At 70.0% G+C, this 19,591-nt stretch carries 18 protein-coding genes and 1 tRNA gene; 12 read left to right on the forward strand and 7 right to left on the reverse strand.

Going from position 1 to position 19,591, the window contains the following annotated elements:
- The first annotated feature begins 297 nt into the window (after positions 1 to 297).
- The 7 genes from ACFUNE_RS29660 to ACFUNE_RS29690 all read left to right on the forward strand — a co-directional run bounded on the left by ACFUNE_RS29660 (position 298) and on the right by ACFUNE_RS29690 (position 6,935).
- Positions 298 to 633, forward strand: a complete 336-nt coding sequence (locus ACFUNE_RS29660) for a YbaB/EbfC family nucleoid-associated protein (protein WP_383574363.1) — start codon at positions 298 to 300, stop codon at positions 631 to 633.
- A 61-nt stretch (positions 634 to 694) separates the two neighbouring features.
- The gene (gene recR / locus ACFUNE_RS29665) at positions 695 to 1,294 is read left to right on the forward strand and encodes a recombination mediator RecR (protein ID WP_383574365.1); all 600 of its coding nucleotides are present in this window, start codon (positions 695 to 697) and stop codon (positions 1,292 to 1,294) included.
- Positions 1,295 to 1,377: 83 nt separating this feature from the next.
- On the forward strand, positions 1,378 to 2,037 hold the full coding sequence (locus ACFUNE_RS29670) for a DUF5063 domain-containing protein (RefSeq protein ID WP_073750343.1): 660 nt from the start codon (positions 1,378 to 1,380) through the stop codon (positions 2,035 to 2,037).
- 275 nt (positions 2,038 to 2,312) lie between these two features.
- The gene (locus tag ACFUNE_RS29675; protein WP_329230358.1) at positions 2,313 to 3,584 is read left to right on the forward strand and encodes an aspartate kinase; all 1,272 of its coding nucleotides are present in this window, start codon (positions 2,313 to 2,315) and stop codon (positions 3,582 to 3,584) included.
- On the forward strand, positions 3,581 to 4,645 hold the full coding sequence (locus tag ACFUNE_RS29680; protein WP_383574367.1) for an aspartate-semialdehyde dehydrogenase: 1,065 nt from the start codon (positions 3,581 to 3,583) through the stop codon (positions 4,643 to 4,645). The genes ACFUNE_RS29675 and ACFUNE_RS29680 overlap by 4 nt, the downstream gene beginning before the upstream one ends.
- 359 nt (positions 4,646 to 5,004) lie before the next feature.
- Entirely contained in the window at positions 5,005 to 5,580 is a 576-nt protein-coding gene (locus tag ACFUNE_RS29685) for a SigE family RNA polymerase sigma factor (protein ID WP_383574369.1), read from the forward strand.
- Complete coding sequence (locus tag ACFUNE_RS29690) at positions 5,577 to 6,935, forward strand: hypothetical protein (protein WP_383574371.1); 1,359 nt, start codon at positions 5,577 to 5,579, stop codon at positions 6,933 to 6,935. The genes ACFUNE_RS29685 and ACFUNE_RS29690 overlap by 4 nt, the downstream gene beginning before the upstream one ends.
- 274 nt (positions 6,936 to 7,209) lie before the next feature.
- On the opposite strand, the gene ACFUNE_RS29695 is transcribed toward ACFUNE_RS29690, so the two are convergent.
- Complete coding sequence (locus ACFUNE_RS29695) at positions 7,210 to 7,989, reverse strand: SURF1 family protein (protein WP_383574373.1); 780 nt, start codon at positions 7,987 to 7,989, stop codon at positions 7,210 to 7,212.
- Positions 7,990 to 8,051: 62 nt separating this feature from the next.
- Complete coding sequence (locus ACFUNE_RS29700) at positions 8,052 to 9,920, reverse strand: S9 family peptidase (protein WP_383574375.1); 1,869 nt, start codon at positions 9,918 to 9,920, stop codon at positions 8,052 to 8,054.
- Between the two features lie 89 nt (positions 9,921 to 10,009).
- On the opposite strand from ACFUNE_RS29700, the gene ACFUNE_RS29705 reads away from it, so the two are divergent.
- Both ACFUNE_RS29705 and ACFUNE_RS29710 read left to right on the forward strand, forming a co-directional pair.
- Positions 10,010 to 10,846, forward strand: coding sequence for a class I SAM-dependent methyltransferase (locus ACFUNE_RS29705; protein WP_383574377.1), 837 nt, complete (start codon positions 10,010 to 10,012; stop codon positions 10,844 to 10,846).
- A gap of 56 nt (positions 10,847 to 10,902) precedes the next feature.
- Positions 10,903 to 11,313, forward strand: a complete 411-nt coding sequence (locus tag ACFUNE_RS29710; protein ID WP_383574430.1) for a nuclear transport factor 2 family protein — start codon at positions 10,903 to 10,905, stop codon at positions 11,311 to 11,313.
- 120 nt (positions 11,314 to 11,433) lie between these two features.
- Here ACFUNE_RS29710 and ACFUNE_RS29715 read toward each other — a convergent pair whose 3' ends face one another.
- Together ACFUNE_RS29715 and htpG are read right to left on the reverse strand one after the other, a co-directional pair.
- A complete protein-coding gene (locus ACFUNE_RS29715) occupies positions 11,434 to 12,228 on the reverse strand; it encodes an SGNH/GDSL hydrolase family protein (protein ID WP_383574379.1) in 795 nt (264 codons plus the stop codon).
- A 360-nt stretch (positions 12,229 to 12,588) separates the two neighbouring features.
- A complete protein-coding gene (gene htpG, locus ACFUNE_RS29720) occupies positions 12,589 to 14,502 on the reverse strand; it encodes a molecular chaperone HtpG (protein ID WP_383574381.1) in 1,914 nt (637 codons plus the stop codon).
- Between the two features lie 255 nt (positions 14,503 to 14,757).
- Here htpG and ACFUNE_RS29725 point away from each other — a divergent pair, with 255 nt between their 5' ends.
- Positions 14,758 to 15,960, forward strand: a complete 1,203-nt coding sequence (locus ACFUNE_RS29725) for a damage-control phosphatase ARMT1 family protein (protein ID WP_383574383.1) — start codon at positions 14,758 to 14,760, stop codon at positions 15,958 to 15,960.
- A gap of 1 nt (position 15,961) precedes the next feature.
- Here the strand turns inward: ACFUNE_RS29725 and ACFUNE_RS29730 are convergent, their stop codons facing one another.
- Positions 15,962 to 16,615: a TetR/AcrR family transcriptional regulator gene (locus tag ACFUNE_RS29730; protein ID WP_383574385.1), complete on the reverse strand. Its 654-nt coding sequence runs from the start codon at positions 16,613 to 16,615 to the stop codon at positions 15,962 to 15,964.
- 117 nt (positions 16,616 to 16,732) lie between these two features.
- Here ACFUNE_RS29730 and ACFUNE_RS29735 point away from each other — a divergent pair, with 117 nt between their 5' ends.
- The gene (locus ACFUNE_RS29735) at positions 16,733 to 17,290 is read left to right on the forward strand and encodes an NAD(P)H-dependent oxidoreductase (protein WP_383574387.1); all 558 of its coding nucleotides are present in this window, start codon (positions 16,733 to 16,735) and stop codon (positions 17,288 to 17,290) included.
- Between the two features lie 601 nt (positions 17,291 to 17,891).
- Here the strand turns inward: ACFUNE_RS29735 and ACFUNE_RS29740 are convergent.
- Positions 17,892 to 17,965 (reverse strand) — tRNA-Pro (locus ACFUNE_RS29740).
- Between the two features lie 88 nt (positions 17,966 to 18,053).
- Positions 18,054 to 18,992 carry a metallophosphoesterase gene (locus tag ACFUNE_RS29745; protein WP_383574389.1) on the reverse strand — a complete coding sequence of 313 codons (939 nt, stop codon included), beginning with the start codon at positions 18,990 to 18,992 and terminating at the stop codon, positions 18,054 to 18,056.
- Between the two features lie 79 nt (positions 18,993 to 19,071).
- On the opposite strand from ACFUNE_RS29745, the gene ACFUNE_RS29750 reads away from it, so the two are divergent.
- Positions 19,072 to 19,536, forward strand: coding sequence for a GatB/YqeY domain-containing protein (locus ACFUNE_RS29750; protein WP_383574391.1), 465 nt, complete (start codon positions 19,072 to 19,074; stop codon positions 19,534 to 19,536).
- Positions 19,537 to 19,591: the final 55 nt, after the last annotated feature.

The following is a 19,591-nucleotide window of genomic DNA, read 5'->3' on the forward strand; positions in this document are numbered from 1 at the left end:
ACGAAGAGGGCGGGACCGGCATATGACCGGGGCCCTCACCCGTGTAACTCTGCGTTACCTTCAGTGTGCGTACGGGTACGGATACGCATGCTCTTCCTACCGCCGAATGGTGGGCCGCGGGGTCGAAATCGCGGGATTCCCGGGTGTGCACGGCCTCTGGTCAGGTATAGGAGCACGGCAGGCAGTTTTCAGAACTCACTCGAAAGAGTTGGTCCCCGGCGGGTGGGGCGCCGCGTCCGGTGAGCACGTAGGCTCGGCATACCGAAACAATCCGTCGACGAAATGCCAGGAGTGACCGTGATTCCCGGTGGTGGCCAGCCCGACATGCAGCAGCTCCTCCAGCAGGCACAGAAGATGCAGCAGGACCTTGCCGAGGCCCAGGAGGAGCTGGCCAGGACCGAGGTCGAGGGACAGGCGGGCGGCGGCCTCGTGAAGGCCACCGTGACCGGGTCCGGCGAGCTCCGCGGCCTGGTCATCGACCCGGGCGCCGTGGACCCGGAGGACACCGAGACGCTGGCCGACCTCGTGGTCGCGGCCGTCCAGGCGGCGAACGAGAACGCGCAGCAGCTCCAGCAGCAGAAGCTCGGCCCGCTGGCGCAGGGGCTGGGCGGCATGCCGGGTCTCCCGTTCTGACCCCTGTGGCTACCTGTTCGTACCGGATACGGTACGAGCAGGAAAAGAGAGAGGCGTTCCGTTGTACGAAGGCGTGGTTCAGGAGCTGATCGACGAGCTGGGCAGACTGCCCGGCGTCGGTCCCAAGAGCGCGCAGCGGATCGCCTTCCACGTCCTGCAGGCGGAGCCCACCGACGTACGCCGTCTGGCCCATGCCCTCCTCGAGGTCAAGGACAAGGTCCGCTTCTGCGAGATCTGCGGCAACGTGGCCCAGCAGGAGCAGTGCGGGATCTGCCGGGACGCCCGCCGCGACCGCACGGTCATCTGTGTGGTCGAGGAGCCCAAGGACGTCGTCGCGGTCGAGCGGACCCGAGAGTTCCGGGGCCGCTACCACGTGCTCGGCGGCGCGATCAGCCCGATCGAGGGCGTCGGGCCCGACGATCTGCGCATCAGGGAGCTGCTGGCCCGGCTCGCGGACGGCTCCATCACCGAGCTGATCCTCGCGACGGACCCCAACCTGGAGGGCGAGGCCACCGCGACGTACCTCGCCCGGATGGTCAAGCCGATGGGGCTGCGGGTCACACGGCTGGCCAGCGGGCTGCCGGTGGGCGGCGACCTGGAGTACGCGGACGAGGTCACTCTCGGCCGCGCCTTCGAGGGGAGGCGGCTGCTCGATGTGTGATCCGGCATCTGACGGCGGCTTTACGTTCGGCGGCGCTATGTTCTACCCACCGTTCGCGACCGTGCCCACGGGAGGTCTCCTCGATGTCTGACGCCACGCTGAACTCCGTCACGCAGGACCCGGACGACTTCGCCGTCCAGATCGCGGACCAGATCAAGACGTTCATCGTCGCGGTCGGCGAGGTGTCCAAGGCCGAGGAGCCCGAAGAGGCCGTCCCGGTCCTGCTCCTCCAGGTCTCCCAGCTGCTCCTGGCCGGCGGCCGGCTCGGGGCGTACGAGGACATCCTTCCGGACGAGCGCTACGAGCCGGACCTGGGCCCGGAGCCGGACGCCGACGGGCTGCGCGAGCGCTTCGCCGAGCTCCTGGAGCCGATCGACGTCTACTCCGAGGTCTTCGACCCGTACGAGCCCCGCAAGCCCCCCGTGCCGCACCGCATCTCCGACGACCTGGCCGACCTGGTCACGGACCTCGGTCACGGCCTGGCGCACTACGAGGCGGACCGCACGGCGGAGGCCATGTGGTGGTGGCAGTTCTCGTACTTCTCGAACTGGGGCTCCACCGCGTCGGCCGCCCTGCGCGCCCTCCAGTCCCTGATCGCCCACATCCGGCTGAACCAGCCGCTCCAGGAGCTCGACGGCCTGGACACGGACCAGGACCCCGGTGACGGGGACCTGGCGGAGGAGGCGGGGCGCGTGATGGCCGAGGAGATCGCGGGTCCGCTGGGCCTGCGGCCCGTCCTGTAGGGCCTGCCCCTGCGGGTGACGGCCCCGGGGCTGCGCTCGGGATGACCTGGTGCTTCTGCCCCCCGCATCGCCTGTGACCTGCTGCGTCCGCTGTGGCCTGGGACACAAACAGGCGTGCGGTGTGGGGGAGCGGGCAGCAGCCCGCTACGAGCAGTTCGGGGCGGCACGCCGTACCAGGTGGTGGGCGGGACATCTCACCATCCGGTACCGACGGGTCGATTCCGGACTGCTCGTTAAACTGAGCCGACCGCACCATTATTGAGCGAGGAGCGCACGTGGGCCTTGTCGTGCAGAAGTACGGAGGCTCCTCCGTAGCCGATGCCGAAGGCATCAAGCGTGTCGCCAAGCGAGTCGTGGACGCCAAGAAGAACGGCAACCAGGTGGTTGTCGTGGTGTCCGCGATGGGCGACACGACGGACGAGTTGATCGATCTCGCCGAGCAGGTATCCCCGATGCCTGCCGGGCGTGAGTTCGACATGCTGCTGACCGCCGGAGAGCGGATCTCCATGGCCCTGCTGGCCATGGCGATCAAAAACCTGGGCCACGAGGCCCAGTCGTTCACGGGCAGCCAGGCCGGTGTCATCACCGACTCGGTCCACAACAAAGCGCGCATCATAGACGTCACGCCCGGCCGCATCCGGACCTCGATCGACGAGGGCAACATCGCCATCGTCGCCGGGTTCCAGGGCGTGAGCCAGGAGGGCAAGAACATCACGACCCTCGGTCGTGGCGGGTCGGACACGACCGCCGTCGCGCTGGCCGCCGCACTGGACGCGGAGGTCTGTGAGATCTACACCGATGTGGACGGTGTCTTCACCGCCGACCCCCGGGTCGTCAAGAAGGCCCGGAAGATCGACTGGATCTCCTTCGAGGACATGCTGGAGCTGGCGGCCTCCGGCTCCAAGGTGCTGCTGCACCGTTGCGTCGAGTACGCCCGCCGTTACAACATCCCGATCCACGTCCGCTCGTCCTTCTCCGGACTGCGCGGCACCTGGGTCAGCAACGAGCCGCAAGGGGACCAGCAGGTGGAGCACGCCATCATCTCCGGAGTCGCCCATGACGTCTCCGAGGCCAAGGTCACGGTCGTCGGTGTTCCCGACAAGCCGGGCGAGGCCGCCGCGATCTTCCGCGCCATCGCGGACGCCGAGATCAACATGGACATGGTGGTGCAGAACGTCTCCGCCGCATCGACCGGGCTGACGGACATCACGTTCACCCTGCCGAAGGCGGAGGGCCGCAAGGCCATCGACGCCCTGGAGCGCGCACGCGCCGGCATAGGGTTCGACTCCCTGCGCTACGACGACCAGATCGCGAAGATCTCTCTCGTCGGCGCGGGCATGAAGACCAACCCCGGTGTCACCGCGGGCTTCTTCGAGGCCCTGTCCAACGTCGGAGTGAACATCGAGCTGATCTCCACGTCGGAGATCCGTATCTCGGTGGTCACCCGTGCCGACGACGTCAACGAGGCCGTGCGCGCGGTGCACACCGCCTTCGGTCTCGACAGCGACTCCGACGAGGCCGTCGTCTACGGAGGCACCGGCCGATGACCGGGCGCCGCCCTTCACTCGCGGTCGTCGGCGCGACCGGGGTGATCGGCGGCGTCATGCTCCAGATCCTTTCGCAGCACGAGGACGTCTGGGGCGAGGTCAGGCTGATCGCGTCGCCGCGTGCGGCCGGCACCAAGCTGGTCGTACGCGGTGAGGAGACCGAGGTCCTCCCGCTCGCCGAGGACGTGTTCGACGGGGTGGACGTCGCCCTGTTCCTGGTGCCGGACGAGGTGTCCGCGCAGTGGGCACCCCTCGCCGCCGCGCGGGGCGCCGTGGTCGTGGACGACTCGGGCGCCTTCCGGCTGGACGACGACGTGCCTCTGGTCGTCCCGGAGATCAACCCCCATGCCGCGCGGCTGAGGCCCCGCGGCATCGTCGCGTCCCCGAACTGCACGACGCTGTCGCTGATCGTCGCGGTCGGAGCGCTGCACGCCGAATTCGGGCTGCGGGAGCTGATCGTCTCGTCCTACCAGGCGGTGAGCGGCGCTGGCCGGGACGGTGTCGCCGCTCTCCGGGAACAGCTCGCCCTGGTGGCGGGCACGGAGCTGGGCACACGCCCCGGGGACGTGCGGCGGGCGCTGGGCGACGGTGACAAGAGCCCCTTCGCCGCCCCGGTGGCGTTGAACGTGGTGCCGTGGGCCGGTACGGATGCCGGGGACGGCTGGTCGTCCGAGGAACTGGCGATCCGCGAGGAGTGCCGGAAGGTCCTGGGCCTGCCGGACCTGAAGGTGACGGCGACCTGCGTGTACGTACCCGTCGTGGCGACGCACTCCATGTCCGTGCACGCGCGCTTCGAGAACGAGGTGGCGGTGGACCGTGCGCACGAGGTCCTGGCGACCGCGCCCGGGGTGGTGCTCTTCGACAGTCCCGCGGCCGGTGACTTCCCCACACCGTCCGACGTGGTCGGCACCGACCCGACCTGGGTGGGCCGGGTGAGGCAGTCGATGGACGATCCGCACGCCGTCGACATGTTCATCTGCGGCGATAATCTGCGAAAAGGTGCGGCTCTCAACGTGGCCCAGATCGCGGAGTCGGTGGCCGGGGAATTTCCTCGTACCTGATCGAATCTGTTTTGTAGGATCTGTGTGCGCCCTGTGGGTAATTTGCTGGTCTGAAGCTCTTGAGCTGGGGCGTTGTCATATCCGACGATGATCTCCTGGCCCTCCGCAACCGCTGAGCGGATGCGATGCGTCTACGTCGTCACTTCTTGCGTGACTGGATGTGTTTTCGGGGCATTTGGGGAAGAGCAGGTACGAATGAGGGCATGTCGCACAGCATCGAACGCGGTGCCGTTCGCGTACAACCCTGACGGGGGGAAGCGTGTCCAACTGGCGTGGCAGAGGTTCTCGACATCACAGTGGTGGGCCCGTTGCGAGGCGCTTCGGTGCGTCCGCTCCGGAGGCCCCGCGCAGCCGGCGGTATGCCGGTGATTGCGCCCATGCCCGCTGCGCGACCCACCCGGCTGCCGTCGCAGCGCGAGGGCGCTGAGGAGGCGGTGGCGGCAGGAACGACGGTCGACCATCTCACCGAGACCTATCGCGCTCACTACCGCTCGCTGCTGGGTCTCGCCGCGCTCCTTCTGGACGACACCGCGTCGTGCGAGGACGTGGTGCAGGAGGCGTTCATCCGCGTGCACTCGGCGCGTAACCGGGTGCGCGAGCCGGAGAAGACACTCGCGTACCTCCGCCAGACCGTGGTCAACCTGTCCCGTTCCGCGCTGCGCCGGCGCATTCTCGGGCTGAAGCTGCTCTCCAAGCCGATGCCCGACATGGCCAGTGCGGAGGAGGGCGCGTACGACCAGCTGGAGCGGGACGCGCTGATCAAGGCGATGAAGGGGCTGCAACGCCGCCAGCGCGAGGTGCTGGTGCTGCGCTACTTCTCGGACATGACGGAGGCCCAGGTCGCGGAGACGCTGGGCATATCGCTCGGTTCGGTGAAGGCGTACGGCTCCCGGGGGATTGCTGCACTGCGCGTGGTGATGGAGGCGCAGGCATGAGCAGGCCCGAGCACAGGCACGACGATGACCGGACTGGAAACGAAATTGTGAACCACCCGGAGAACAACCCGAACACCGATCCGGAGCAGGCCGGTGAACGGAAGCAGGATCAGAGCGCGGGCGACGGCGCGGACGCCGCCTCAGGGACCGCCGCCCCGAGTGCGGACTCCGACGGCCGCGGCTCCGACGCTCAGGCTCCGGGTGGCCGCGGTTCCGGCCGCGGCCCGGGCGGGGCTTCCGGTGGGGCCGGCGGCGGCACGCTGACCGAGCTCTTCGGAGGCAAGGGCGGCGGCGCCTTCGGGGGCGGCGGCGCCTCCGGCGGCACCGGGGGAGGCTCCGGAGGCGACGGCATGGACGAGGTCGCGCTGCGCCGCATGCTGCAGGGCGCCGTCCAGGGGCTCGAACCCTCCGACGGCACTCTCGACCATCTTCACCGTGCGGTGCCCGCCCGGCGCGCCAGGCGGCGTCAGGGCGTGGTGGGCGCGGCGGCGGCCGCGCTGCTGATCGGGACAGCGGTGCCCGCCTTCGTCCATGTGGCGAATTCGGAGGGCTCCGCCACCGCCAGCCCGGCCATCGCCGGTCATGGCGAGCAGGCACAGGGAGGCAGCGGCGAGGACGCCGGCGCCGATGCCGGAGGCGGCAGGACGTCGGGTCCCGCGGAACGTGAGAGCGAGGGTGCCGACGGCGGCGACGGCGGCTCCGCGGCCCCGTCGCAGGGTTCGGAACCGGGTGCCGAGGGGAGTGGCACCGAAGGGCTGGAGGACAACCCGGACTCCGTGGCCGCCGCCACCGCGGCCTGCGACCCGGGCCAGCTCGGGGTCGCCTCCGCCGATGCGGGCGCACCCGGCGCGGACGGCACGGTGTACGGGACCTTCAGGATCGCCAACGTGTCCGGCGACGCCTGCTCGGTGACCAGCAACGGCACGGTCGGTTTCCAGGCGGCGGGCGCCGCCGACCCGTTGAAGATCACGGTGGTGCAGCACACCGCCGGCGATCCCGCGGCAGGGCTGCCCGATCCCTCTCTGGAGCCGGGGACGGTGCTCCTGAAGCCGACGATGACGTACGAGGTGCGCTTCGCCTGGGTGCCCTCGGACACCTGTTCGACCACCGGCGGTTCGCCCAGCCCCACGCCCACGGACGGCGACGGGGGCGGCGGAGGCGGCGGAGACGGAACCGGGGCCGCCGCGGGGGCGTCGGACACCGCGGTGCAGTTCGGCAGTGCGGACGAGGGCCCGGCGGACGGCAGTGTCGCGGTCACGCACACCCCTGAGGAGGGGGCTCCGACAGCGGCGACCACCATCGACAACGCGTGCGCCGGCACCATCTACCGCACGGGTGTCCTGGACGCCTCGTAGTCGTACGCCGACCCGGACCGGGACGGACGGTGCAGACCCGTCTCCCGACGCGGTAGGCGGACCGTACGCCGGTACGGACCGGACGTGTATGCGGACACGGGCAGGGGCCCGCGCGGAGCCAGTGAGTTCCGCGCGGGCCCCTGCCCGTGTCCGTGTGTCCGTCAGTCCGTGTGTCGTCAGTCCGCGTGTCCACCAGTTCGTGCCGGTGCCGGTGCCTCAGCGACGCCGGGCGCCGGGACGCCGGGATGCCGGGGTGCGAGCGTGCGCGTGCGCGTCAGTCGGCGTCGGCCGCGAGTCCCAGCCGCACGTCGCGCGCGGCCTCCGCCTCGCGGCGCACCAGCCGGAACCACATGAAGAGCACGAAGCCGCCGAACACGAACCACTCGCCGGTGTAGCCGAGGTTCTGGAACGCCTTCAGGTCGAGCCCGCTGCCCTGTGCCGCCGCCGCGGGGACCGGCTTCATCCCGGCCGTGCCCGCGCCCGCTTCGGCCGTGGGCAGGGTCACCCAGGCGTCGTACACGTCGTACGGGACGAGGTTCACCAGGGAGGCCGCGCTGATCATGCCCAGCTGGCCCTCGGGGAGCCCGCCGCTGAGGTCCACGCCGGTCGTCCCGCTGTTCTCGGATGCCTGCAGATCGCCGGTCACGGTGACCTCGCCCGACGGGGCCGCGGGGACCTCGGCGCTGCCCGGGGCGCCGGCCAGCCAGCCGCGTACGACGGGCAGCGCCTTGCCGCTTTCGGTGCGCAGCAGGTCCAGTACGTAGAAGCCGTTGCGGTCGTCCAGCTTGCGGCCGGGCACCAGGAACTGGTCGGCGTACGTCCCCGTAGCCACGGCCGGACGCCCCGACGTCTCCGTACTCACCGGCAGCAGCGCGTCGAGGGGCTTCGGGGAGCGGGTGCCCGGATCGGGACGCTCCTCGGCCTTCTCGTGCGTCTGCACGCGGTCCTCGAAACGGCTGAGCTGCCACGTGCCCATGAACACGCAGACGGGGATGGCCAGCACGACGAAGAGGTTGATCCCCCACCACCGCGGGGTCAGCAGGAACCGGTACACCCCTCCACGGTACGGTTCCCCGCTCCGGGCCTCCGGAGCGGGGTGCACCGTTTATCCGGACCTTATGCCTGCGGGCTCCGCTCCTCCCGGCCGTCCTCCGCGCCCCCGGCCCGCGCCGGACCGAGGTGGCGCAGCGTGAACTCCAGCTCCAGCCGCACCTGCTTGATCCGCTCCTCCACCACCAGCGAGCCGTGTCCCGCGTCGTAGCGGTACACCTCGTGGACCGCGCCGCGGTCCACGAGGCGCTCGACGTAGTTTTCCACCTGACGGATGGGGCAGCGTGGGTCGTTGACGCCGGCGGAGATGTAGACCGGGGCGCGCACGGCGTCCACGTAGGTCAGCGGGGACGAGGCCTCGAAGCGTTCGGGCACCTCCTCCGGTGTCCCGCCGAGCAACGTGCGGTCCATCGCCTTCAGGGCCTCCATCTCGTCGTGGTAGGCGGTGACGTAGTCGGCGACCGGGACCGCCGCGAGCCCGAGGGCCCAGGCGTCAGGCTGTGTACCGAGTCCGAGCAGGGTCAGGTAGCCGCCCCACGAGCCGCCGGCCAGCACCAGCCGCTCCGGGTCCGACAGCCCCGACTCCACCGCCCAGTCCCGGACGGCCGCGACGTCCTCCAGCTCGATCAGCCCGACACGGTGCTTGAGCGCGTCCGTCCAGGCGCGGCCGTAGCCCGTCGACCCGCGGTAGTTGACCCGCACGACTGCGAAGCCGTGGTCGACCCATGCGGCGGGCCCCGACGCGAAGGCGTCGCTGTCGTGCCAGGTCGGGCCACCGTGTATCTCGAAGACCGTGGGGAACGGGCCTTCGCCGGTGGCCGGCGTCTGCACCAGGGCGTGGATGCGGCCTCCGGGACCGTCCACCCAGGCGTCCCGCACCGGCACCGAGGCCGGAGCCTTCGCACCCGGCGGGTCGAGGACGACGGTGCCCGCAGTGGACCGCACGACGGGCGGCTCCGCGGCGGACGACCACAGATACTCGACCGTGCCGTCCGGACGGGCCGTGGCGCCCGACACGGTCCCGGCCGGGGTCTCGACCCGAATCGGCTCCGGGGCGCCCGGCTCGTACCGCCACAGCTCACCGCGGGCCTCGAAGCTGTGCTCGATCAGCAGCGCGGATCCGTCCGGATACCACTCCGCGCCCGCGTCACCGGGCAGATCGACGTGCAGGTCGGTCTGAGTCTTCGCCACCGGGTCCCAGATCATCGGCTCCCACCGTCCGCGCCGCTGATGCGCGACCAGCAGCCGGGTGTCACCGGCGACCGGGGCGAAGCCCAGCACCGACAGGCCGAGCTCCTTCGTGCCGCCCTCGGTGTCGTCCAGCTCGGCGACCGTCGAACCGTCGGGGCGCACCACCCGCAGCGCCGAGTGCATCGCGTCGCCGTGCTCCGTGTGTTCCAGCGCGATCAGCGTCCCGTCGTGGGAGAGGTCGCCCACCCCGGCGGACTCCCGGTGCCAGTAGATCTCGACCGGCTCGGCCCCGGCGCGCACCAGGTGGACGGTCGTGCCGTCCTCGTCCGTCGAGCGGCCGACCACCGCCGTGCCGTCACGGGCGATCGCGAGCCCGGCCGGGTAGGAGGCTTCCAGGCCCGGTGCGGCCGGCTCGTCGGCCCCGCCGTCGAAGGGCTGCCGCATCCACACGCCGAACTCGTCGCCGTCGGTGTCGGCGAACCACCAGACCGCCCGGCCGTCAGGTGTCAGCACTCCGTCGGTCGTCCCGTTGGGCCGGTCCGTGATCTGGCGCTGCTTCCCGGTCGCCCGGTCCCAGGCGTACAGCTCGTACGTGCCGGTCGCGTTGGAGACGAAGAGCGCGCGGTCGGGAGCGTCCTCCGCCCAGTCGGGCAGGGACACCCGCGGGGCACGGAAACGCTGCTCCCACTGCGGGGGCTCCTGCTCCCGCTCCGGGACGGACGGGTTGTTCTCTGTGTCGCTCATGACCCCATCCAACCCGATGTGGCCGCACGACCGGGCGGCCTGTGGATAACTGTTCGCACGCACCCCCAGCCTGTGGGTAACTTTCCGGCATGTACTCATCGACCCCCGAGGACTGGCGCGAGGTCAATCGCGCGCGCTGGGACGAGCGTGTCGCCATCCACGCGGCCAGCGACTTCTACGACCTGGACGCCTTCCTGGCGGGCAAGGACGCCCTGCGCGGCTTCGAGCTCGCGGAGGTCGGTGACGTGACGGGCCGGACCCTGCTGCATCTGCAGTGCCACATAGGCCTCGACACCCTCTCCTGGGCGCGCCACGGCGCCGCACACGTCGTAGGCCTCGACTTCTCCGAGCCCGCCGTCGAGACCGCCCGCGGCCTGGCCCGCTCACTGGGGCTGCCGCCGGAGCGGGCCGCGTTCGTCTCCTCCGACGTCTACGACGCGGCCCAGGCGGTGCCGGACACCGCGTACGACGTCGTCTACACCGGGCTGGGTGCGCTGAACTGGCTTCCGGACATACGCCGTTGGGCGGAGACCGCTGCCTCGCTGGTCGCGCCCGGGGGGTTCCTCTACCTGGCGGAGTTCCATCCGCTGACCGGCTGTCTGGACGACGACACCGGCTCGACGATCACTTACGACTACTTCAGCCCTGATCCCTGGGTGGACGAGTCGCCCGGCACGTACGCCGATTCCGGTGCCGCCACGTCCCACAACCGCAGCGTCGAGTGGCAGCACCCCGTGGGCGAGGTCGTCTCGGCACTGGCGGCGGCGGGGCTGCGGATCGAGTTCCTGCACGAGCACGACGCTTCGCTGTTCGCCCGCTACCCGGCGCTGGTTCGGCACGCCGACGGCTACTACCGCTTCCCGGCCGACCGCCCGCGCATCCCGATGATGTACTCGGTCAAGGCATCCCGGCCGGTCGGCGGCTGACCGGCCGCCCCGGCCGATTGTCAGTGGCGGGCGTCACAATCGGGAGCATGACCGAGATGGCCGGCGGAGCCGGCGCCACGTGGGAGGCGGCCGAGGTGCGTGCCGTCGTCGAGGCGCACTGCGCCGCTGCGGACGTCCGCGACTGGAGCGCGTTCGCCGCCACCCTCGCCGACGACATGGTGTACGACCTGCCGCAGAGCCGTGAGCGCGTCCTCGGCAAGGTGCGCTACGTCCAGCTCAATCGGCAGTACCCACACGACCGGCAGGTGCGGATCGAGCGGATCGTGGCCGACGGGGAGGGCAGGCAGGCCGCTGCCCGGACGCTGGTCACCGTCGGGGCGGAGGAGATGCGCGCCGTCCACTTCTTCACCTTCGACCCGGACGGCAGGATCGCCGGTGTGACGGACTTCTGGCCCGAGTCGTACGAGTCCCCGGCAGGGCGGGAGCACCTGGTCGAGCGTTACTGAGTCCGGAGCGAACCGGACGCGGCCGGCAGCACCCCGGGCACCCGGGGGGTCTTTCCCTCGGTGCGCGGTGGCGTCCCCGGCCGGACCGGGGACGCCACCGCACGATCCGCTCTACGCGCGTTACGCCGCAGACCTGAAGGCGGGCAGGTATCCGTTCGACTGCCCGACGGCCTTGGGGTGGTACGAGTTGGTGACCGGGATGGACACGCTGTGGATCCACGCGTCACCGGAGCAGAGCTCGTGCCCGGTGAACTCGTCCGCCACGCCGGAGAAGGTGAACCCGCTGTCGGCCGCCCGCTTGGCGAGCACCCCGTTCAGCACGTCCGAGGCGTTGTTGATCGAACCGCGTTCGGTCTCCGTGAGGCCGGCGATGCAGGTGCCCGACAGCTTGTAGAAGCGCGGGTACCCCAGGACCACCACATGGGCCTGCGGGGCACGCGAACGGATGCCGGCGTAGAGGGAGTCGAGCTTGCCCGGCAGCGAGTTCTGCATCTGCGAGACCGCCGTGTTCACCCGGCTCACACAGGTGGCCTCGCTCTGGAGGACACATGTCTGCATGACGTCCGCGAAACCGACGTCGTTGCCACCGGCCGTGAGGCTGACGAGCGTGGTCGACGAACTCAGCGCTCCCAGCTGGCCGCTGGAGACGGATGTCGTCGTGGCGCCCGAGCAGGCGACGAACGTGAAGGACGACGGACTGTTCGCGTTCGCCCAGAGGTAGGGATAGGCGTTGGTGCTGCGCTTGCAGTCGCCGCTCTCGGAGGTGTAGCTCCCGGCGCCGACACCGGAGGAGTAGGAGTCACCGAGAGCGACGTAGTTGCCGCCGGCGGCGGATGCTGGTTGTGCGACGCCGAGTGCGGCCACGGCGGCCATCGCGAGGGTGAGGACGGACGCCCGGAAGGTTCGTACTGACATGTCTGCCAGCCCTTCGAAATGTGGGGGACGAGTGGGGAGTTCGTGGGGCGAGCACGTTTTTAGCAGCTCCCGGTACCCGGCGGTAATAGGCGCGGGGAAAGTCGTCTGATATGCCCGAAGGATCGTTCGGTAGACGATGCTCCGCGCGTAGATAAACCCTTGACGTGCCCTCGAAATGGTGAAGTTGCGGATCTTTCCGTCCCCCCTCCCGACTCCTTTGAGTAACCTCGGGGGGAGCGCCGGATGTTCGAGCGGCAGCTGCCTTCCCGTCAGGGCTCCGCCTTCACAACCGTTTCCGCACCGCACACGACTGCGGCCGCCAGGGATCCTGGCGGCCGCAGTGCGGAGGAGCGGGTGGGTCTACAGCGTGCGTTCCAGACGGTCGGCCATCAGCCTGCTGAAGCGTGAGGGGTCACTCAGCTCGCCGCCGTCCGAGAGGAGCGCCAGGCCGTGGACGAGCTCGGCCGTCTCGGCCAGTTCGGCGGTGGTGCCCTCCTCGCCGCTCTGCTCGGCATGCGCCTTCTTCAGGCCGCTGATCAGCGCGTGAGAGGGGTTGAGCTCGAGGATGCGCTTGATTTGCGGCACCTCCTGGCCCATGGCGCGGTACATGTTCTCCAGGGCCGGAGTCACATCGTGCGTGTCCGAGACGATGCAGGCGGGCGAGACGGTGAGGCGTGAGGAGAGGCGCACCTCCTTCACGGTGTCACCGAGCTGCTCCGTCATCCAGGTCAGCAGACCGGCGTAGTCCTGCTGCTGCTTCTCGCGCTCGGCCTCGACCTCCTTCTTCTCCTCGTCGGTGTCCAGGTCGACCTCGCCCTTGGAGATGGACTGGAGAGGCTTGCCGTCGAACTCGGGAACCGACTGCACCCAGACCTCGTCGACGGGGTCGGTCAGCAGGAGGACCTCGAACCCCTTGGCGCGGAAGGCCTCCATGTGGGGCGAGCTCTCCATGGCCGCGCGCGACTCGCCCGTCATGTAGTAGATCTGCTCCTGTCCCTCCTTCATCCGCTCCACGTACGAGCGCAGGGTGGTCAGCCCTTCCTCGTCCTGGGTCGAGGCGAACGAGGAGATCTCCAGGATCGCGTCACGGTTCTCGAAGTCCTGGAACAGTCCCTCCTTGAGGACCCGGCCGAATTCCTTCCACAACGTCTCGTACTTCTCGGGGGTCCTGGACCGGATGTCCTTGACCGTCGAGAGCACCTTCTTGACCAGGCGGCGCCGCATCATCTCGATCTGGCGGTCCTGCTGGAGGATCTCGCGCGACACGTTCAGCGAAAGGTCCTGGGCGTCGACCACGCCCTTGACGAAGCGGAGATACGTCGGCATGAGCGCTTCGCAGTCGTCCATGATGAACACGCGCTTCACGTAGAGCTGGACTCCACGCTTGTGGTCCTGCATGAACAGGTCCTGCGGTGCGTGGGACGGCAGGAAGAGCAGAGCCTGGTATTCGAAGGTCCCCTCCGCCTGCATGCGGATGGTTTCCAGCGGGTCGGTCCAGTCGTGGCTGATGTGCTTGTACAGCTCGCTGTACTCCTCATCGGTCACGGAATCCCTGGACCTGGCCCACAGGGCCTTCATCGAGTTGACCGTCTCGGCCTCGGGTTCCGCGCCCTCCTCACCCGCCATCGCTGCCATGCGGATGGGCCAGGTGATGAAGTCCGAGTAGCGCTTGACGATCTCCCTGATCTTCCAGGGTGACGCGTAGTCGAAGAGCTTGTCCTCGGTGTCCTCGGGCTTGAGCCGCAGGGTGACCGAGGTGCCCTGAGGGGCGTCGTCCACGGACTCGACGGTGTAGGTGCCCTCGCCGCTGGACTGCCAGCGGGTTCCCGTGTCCTCGCCCGCGCGCCGGGTCAGCAGGGTGACCTCGTCGGCCACCATGAAACTCGAATAGAACCCGACACCGAACTGTCCGATCAGTTCCTCGGAAGCGGCGGCGTCCTTGGCCTCCTTGAGTTCCTGGAGGAACTTCGCCGTACCGGAATTGGCGATCGTCCCGATCAGCTGCACGACTTCGTCGTGCGACATTCCGATTCCGTTGTCGCGCACCGTCAGGGTGCGCTCCTCCTGATCGGCCTCGATGGCGATGTGCAGGTCGGACGTATCCGCCTGGATGTTTTCGTCACGGAGAGTTTCCAGTCGCAGCTTGTCCAGCGCGTCCGAAGAATTGGAAATGAGCTCACGCAGGAATACATCCTTGTTCGAGTAAATCGAATGGATCATCATCTGCAGGAGCTGGCGCGCTTCTACCTGAAACTCGAACGTCTCGGCCGGCATGGGTGCGGGTTCCCTTTCCTGGGGTAAGTCATCTGAGCCGCTGTATATCGTAACCAGGCCCCCGGTCGCCCATGTGCCGGTTCGCTCAGGGCCGTTGCCCGGGGGATACCCGCGCGGGCGTCGGGCACGCCCCCGTGCGGCCGGGGGGCGCGCGCAACGCGAACCGTGGCCGGAGGACCACGCGCATACGTGGCCGGGGGACCGCGCCCGCCGTGGCCGACGGCCCGGACCTTCCCCACCGGGCAGACTGGGCGCATGGGCGATACACGAGCGACTCACGGGGCCGTGCAGGACTCCGGCCTCCCACCGGTGATCACGTGCCGGGAGCCCGGCAGCTTCGCCCGGGGCGTCGTGGCCGAACGCCATCCGGCGCTGATCGAGCAGGTGCGGGACGCGTTCCCGTACGGGCCCGGGCAGCACCGGGCCCTGGACGCCCTTCTGCACGAGACCGTCCACGGCGTCGTCGAACCTCTCGCCCCCGGCAGCCCGGACCACGCGCTCTGGACGGAGTGGGGGAAGGACCACGTCGGTCGCCCGTGGTTCGACGCCCCGTTCCTCTGGGCCGAGAGCTACTTCTACCGCAGGCTCCTGGGAGCCGTCGGCTACTTCGACGAGGGGCCGTGGCAGGGCGTCGACCCCTTCGCGCCCTTCAAGCGCGCAGAGCTGCGCGGCGACATGGTCGATGAGGAACTGCGCTCCCTGGACGGCCTCGCGGGTGTTCCCGCGGACGAACGGGCCACAGCCCTTCTCCAGGCCTCGCTCTGGGGCAACCGCGCGGATCTCGGCTTTCGCGGCCCCTCGGGCGAATCCGTCCCCGGTGAAGCGGACCCGGGTCTGGTCGCCGACGACAGCGCGGCACTCCGGGCTCTCCTCCCGCCCGGGTCCCGGGCCACCGTCGCCGTGATCGCGGACAACACCGCACGCGAGCTGATCCCCGACCTCGTCCTTGCCGACCACCTGCTCGAACACGCTCTCGCCGACCGGGTGGTGCTGCACGTCAAGCCCCGTCCGTACTACGTGTCCGACGCGATGACGGCCGATGTCGTCGACTGCCTGCGCCGGATGTGCCGGGCTCCCGGCGAGGCGGGCGCGATCGGCGGCCGGGTCTGGGCAGCCATGGGCGCGGGCCGGATCGAGGTGCGTACCCACGCGTTCTACTGCGCCCCGTTTCCGTACGAGCGGATGCCCGAGGACCTCCGGGCGGAGCTGGCCACGGTGTCGGTGACGATCCTGAAGGGCGACCTCAACTACCGCCGTCTGGTGGGGGACCGAATGTGGCCGGCGACCACGCCGTTCGCTGACGTCACCGCACACTTCCCGGGGCCGGTCGCCGCGCTGCGCACCCTGAAGTCCGACGTCGTCGTGGGACTGGATCCCGTCACCCTGGAGCGGCTGGAGGGTTCCGGCCGGGCGTGGCGCACCAGCGGCACGCACGCCTTGATCCAGGTGCGCGCCTGACTCAGCGCGCCACTCCGTGCCGGGTGAGGAGGTCGTGCCAGCCCTGTTCCAACCGGTCGATGGAGATCCCCCGTTCGCACGTCAGGTGATGGACGAGCGGGGCGTCGATCGACCCGAGCAGGGTGTGTGCGAGCAGCTCCGGTTCGCCCGCCGCGTGTGCCTGGCGCAGAAGCAGGGAGACATGGCTGAGTCTCAGCCGCTGCGCGGGGACGGTGTAGGTGCGCAGCGGATCGGTGCGGGAGGCCAGGATCAGCTCGTGGTGGTCGCGTTCGTGGCGCATCAGTGCGGGGCCGAAGGCGTGCAGCCGCTCGGCGGCGGAGGCGTCCGGGCCCATGGGCGCCGGTCCCGAGAGGAAGGCGGCCTGCAGCTGGGCCTCTCGGTGGTCGAGGAGCGCGATGAGCAGACCCGTGCGGTCCTTGAATCGGCGGAAGACCGTCCCTTTGCCGACCCCGGCGGCGGCGGCGACCGACTCCATGGTGAGCTCCGCTGCTCCGCAGCGGGCCAGGAGGCGGGAAGCGGCGTCGAGCAGGAGCACTCGATTGCGCGCCGCGTCCGCCCTGAGCTGCTCGGGTTCTCCGACGGCGGCGAGCGTGAGACTCGTACGCGACTCGCCGGGGTCGGGCGGCCGGGGCAGCGGGGGGAGGGGAGCGGTCATGGCTTCAGGGTAGCGCCGTAGCCGCGTAAGTGGACCGTGGTCCGTTTAAGTGGTACAACTTTAAACGGACCTCGGTCCGCTTACTTCTGCAGTCTCCGTCTCCCGGGAGCTTCCCCCATGTCCGTACGCATCCTCGCCCTCGTCGGCAGCCTCCGCGCCGGCTCGCACAACCGTCAGCTCGCCGAGGCGGCCGTCAAGCACGCACCCGAGGGTGTCGACGTCGAGCTGTACGAGGGCCTCGTCGACGTCCCCTTCTACAACGAGGACATCGACGTCGAGGGTGGCGTCCCGGCTGCCGCGGCGCGTCTGCGCGAGGCGGCAGGTCGTGCTGACGCGTTCCTGCTGTTCTCGCCCGAGTACAACGGCACCATGCCGGCGGTCCTGAAGAACGCCATCGACTGGCTGTCCCGCCCCTACGGCGCCGGCGCCCTGAGCGGCAAGCCGGTCGCCGTGGTCGGCACCGCGTTCGGCCAGTTCGGCGGCGTGTGGGCCCAGGACGAGGCCCGCAAGGCGGCCGGTCTCGCGGGCGGAACGGTTCTGGCGGACGCCAAGCTCTCCATCCCCGGTTCCGTGACCCGCTTCGCCGAGCTCCACCCGGCGGACGACGCCGAGGTCGTCACCTCGCTGACCGAGGTGCTCCGTCAGGTCGCCGAGGGCACCGCGGCGGCTGCCTGATCCACCACGGGGTGACACGACGAGGATGCCTCGCCGCCGCCCCCGCGTCACCAGCACAGCAGTGGGCCCGGCCCCTCTCGCAGGAGAGGGGCCGGGCCCACAGTCGTCACGCGGGGGCGCCGGGGTGGAGGACGAGCCCGGCGTCGGCAAGCTCTGCCTGGCCGCCGAACCCCGACGGCCACGAGATCCCCTCCGCCGTCGGCCCTGCGCGGCCCACCACGCCGGCAGCCCTCCGGCCCACTCGGTAAGAGCGGCAGGCGCGGCGCCGAGATCCGCCCGGCCCTCCATGTCCAGGCATCCCGAGGGCCCCGGGGCGGCGTGACCGTTCAGCTCGGCCTCGCCGCTGTCCCGGACCGTGGGCGGGGCCGAGCGGGCAGCGGACTCCAGGACGACCCGGGCGGCGCCCTTCTCGCGTCCATCGGCCGGCGACCTGTCGAGATCGCAGCGGGCGCCCGCTGCCCGAAGCCGCGCCACGTGCTCGGAGAACCATCCGGCGAGGGCCCGCGGGAGGTCGGTCATGCGTCCCCCGGACGATCCCGGAAACGCAGGAGGGGCCTGATCCGCTTTCGCGAATCAGGCCCCTGACCTGGTGTTTCAGCTGTCGGGGTGGCGGGATTTGAACCCACGACCTCTTCGTCCCGAACGAAGCGCGCTGCCAAGCTGCGCTACACCCCGATGTCCACCGTTTGTCGCGGCGACAACGATTACTTTAGCCCACCCGCGCCCGGAGGCGAAATCCGGTTTCCGTGCCGGGGCCGGTGCCTCAGTCGCGGGGTGTCAGCGTCAGCAGGGTCGCCTCGGGCGGGCAGGCGAAGCGGACCGGCGTGTAGCGGTTCGTGCCGCAGCCCGCCGAGACGTGCAGATAGGAGCGCCGTTCGCCGACCGTGTGGCCGGAGAGGCCCTTCACCCGGTCCGTGTCCAGGTCGCAGTTGGTGACGAGAGCGCCGTAGAAGGGGATGCAGAGCTGTCCGCCGTGGGTGTGGCCCGCCAGGATCAGGGGGTAGCCGTCCGCCGTGAAGGCGTCCAGGGAGCGCAGGTAAGGGGCGTGGACGACGCCGATCGAGAGGTCCGCGCCCGTCTCGGGGCCGCCGGCGACCTCGGCGTAGCGGTCCCGCTTGATGTGGGGGTCGTCAAGCCCGGTGAAGGCGATCTCCAGACCGTCGGCCTTGATCCGGCCCCGGGTGTTCGAGAGGTTCTGCCAGCCGGCCACGTCGAAGGCGTCCCGCATGGGCTCCCACGGGTTGTGGACGACGTTGACGGCCGGTGCGTTCCCGTTGAGCCCGTACTTGCCCTGCGTCTTCTCCAGGAGGTAGCGCACCGGGTTGCGGAGCTTCGGGCCGTAGTAGTCGTTGGACCCGAAGACGTAGACCCCGGGGAACTCCATCAGCGGGCCGAGCGCGTCGAGGAGCTCCGGCACGGCCTCGGGGTCGGAGAGGTTGTCACCGGTGTTCACCACGAAGTCCGGACGCAGACCCGCCAGCGACTGCAGCCAGGCGCGCTTCTTGCGCTGTCCGCTCACCATGTGGATGTCGGAGACCTGGAGCACGCGCAACGGGCGTGCCCCGTGCGGGAGTACGGGAATCGTGATCCGGCGGAGGCGGAACGAGCGGGCCTCGAACCCGGCCGCGTACGCGAGGCCGGCGGCACCGACCGCTGCGCCGACTGCCGTGACTTTCAGGGGTACTCCGTAGCGTGCGCGCATGGACCCATCGTCGCAGAAACGGTGCGGTGCGACGAAAACAGGCGGGCGGGAGGTGCCCCGTACCTGTCACAATCGCCGCATGACCACGCTCAAGTCCAAGCTCAAGGAAGACCTCACCACGGCCATGAAGGCGCGTGACGAGCTCACCTCGTCCACCCTCCGGCTCACTCTCACCGCGATCACCAAGGAAGAGGTCAGCGGCAAGACGTCGCGCGAGCTCTCCGACGACGAGGTGCAGAAGGTGATCGCCAAGGAGGCGAAGAAGCGCCGCGAAGCGGCCGAGGCCTTCGCGCAGGGCGGCCGGGCTGAGCAGGCCGAGCGGGAGAAGGCCGAGGGCGAACTGCTCGACGCGTACCTCCCCAAGCAGCTCTCCGACGACGAGCTGAACACGATCGTCGCGCAGGCCGTCGCGGAGGCGAAGGCGGCCGGTGCCGAGGGGCCGCGGGCCATGGGCGCCGTCATGAAGATCGTCAATCCCAAGGTGGCGGGGCTGGCCGAGGGCGGCCGGGTCGCCACCACGGTGAAGAAGCTGCTCGCCGGCTGATCGCGTACAGCGTGACGAACGAAGGAGGACGCCTCCCCGGCAGGGGAGGCGTCCT

It is taken from the genome of Streptomyces sp. NPDC057287, from assembly GCF_042667905.1.
GTDB lineage: Bacteria > Actinomycetota > Actinomycetes > Streptomycetales > Streptomycetaceae > Streptomyces.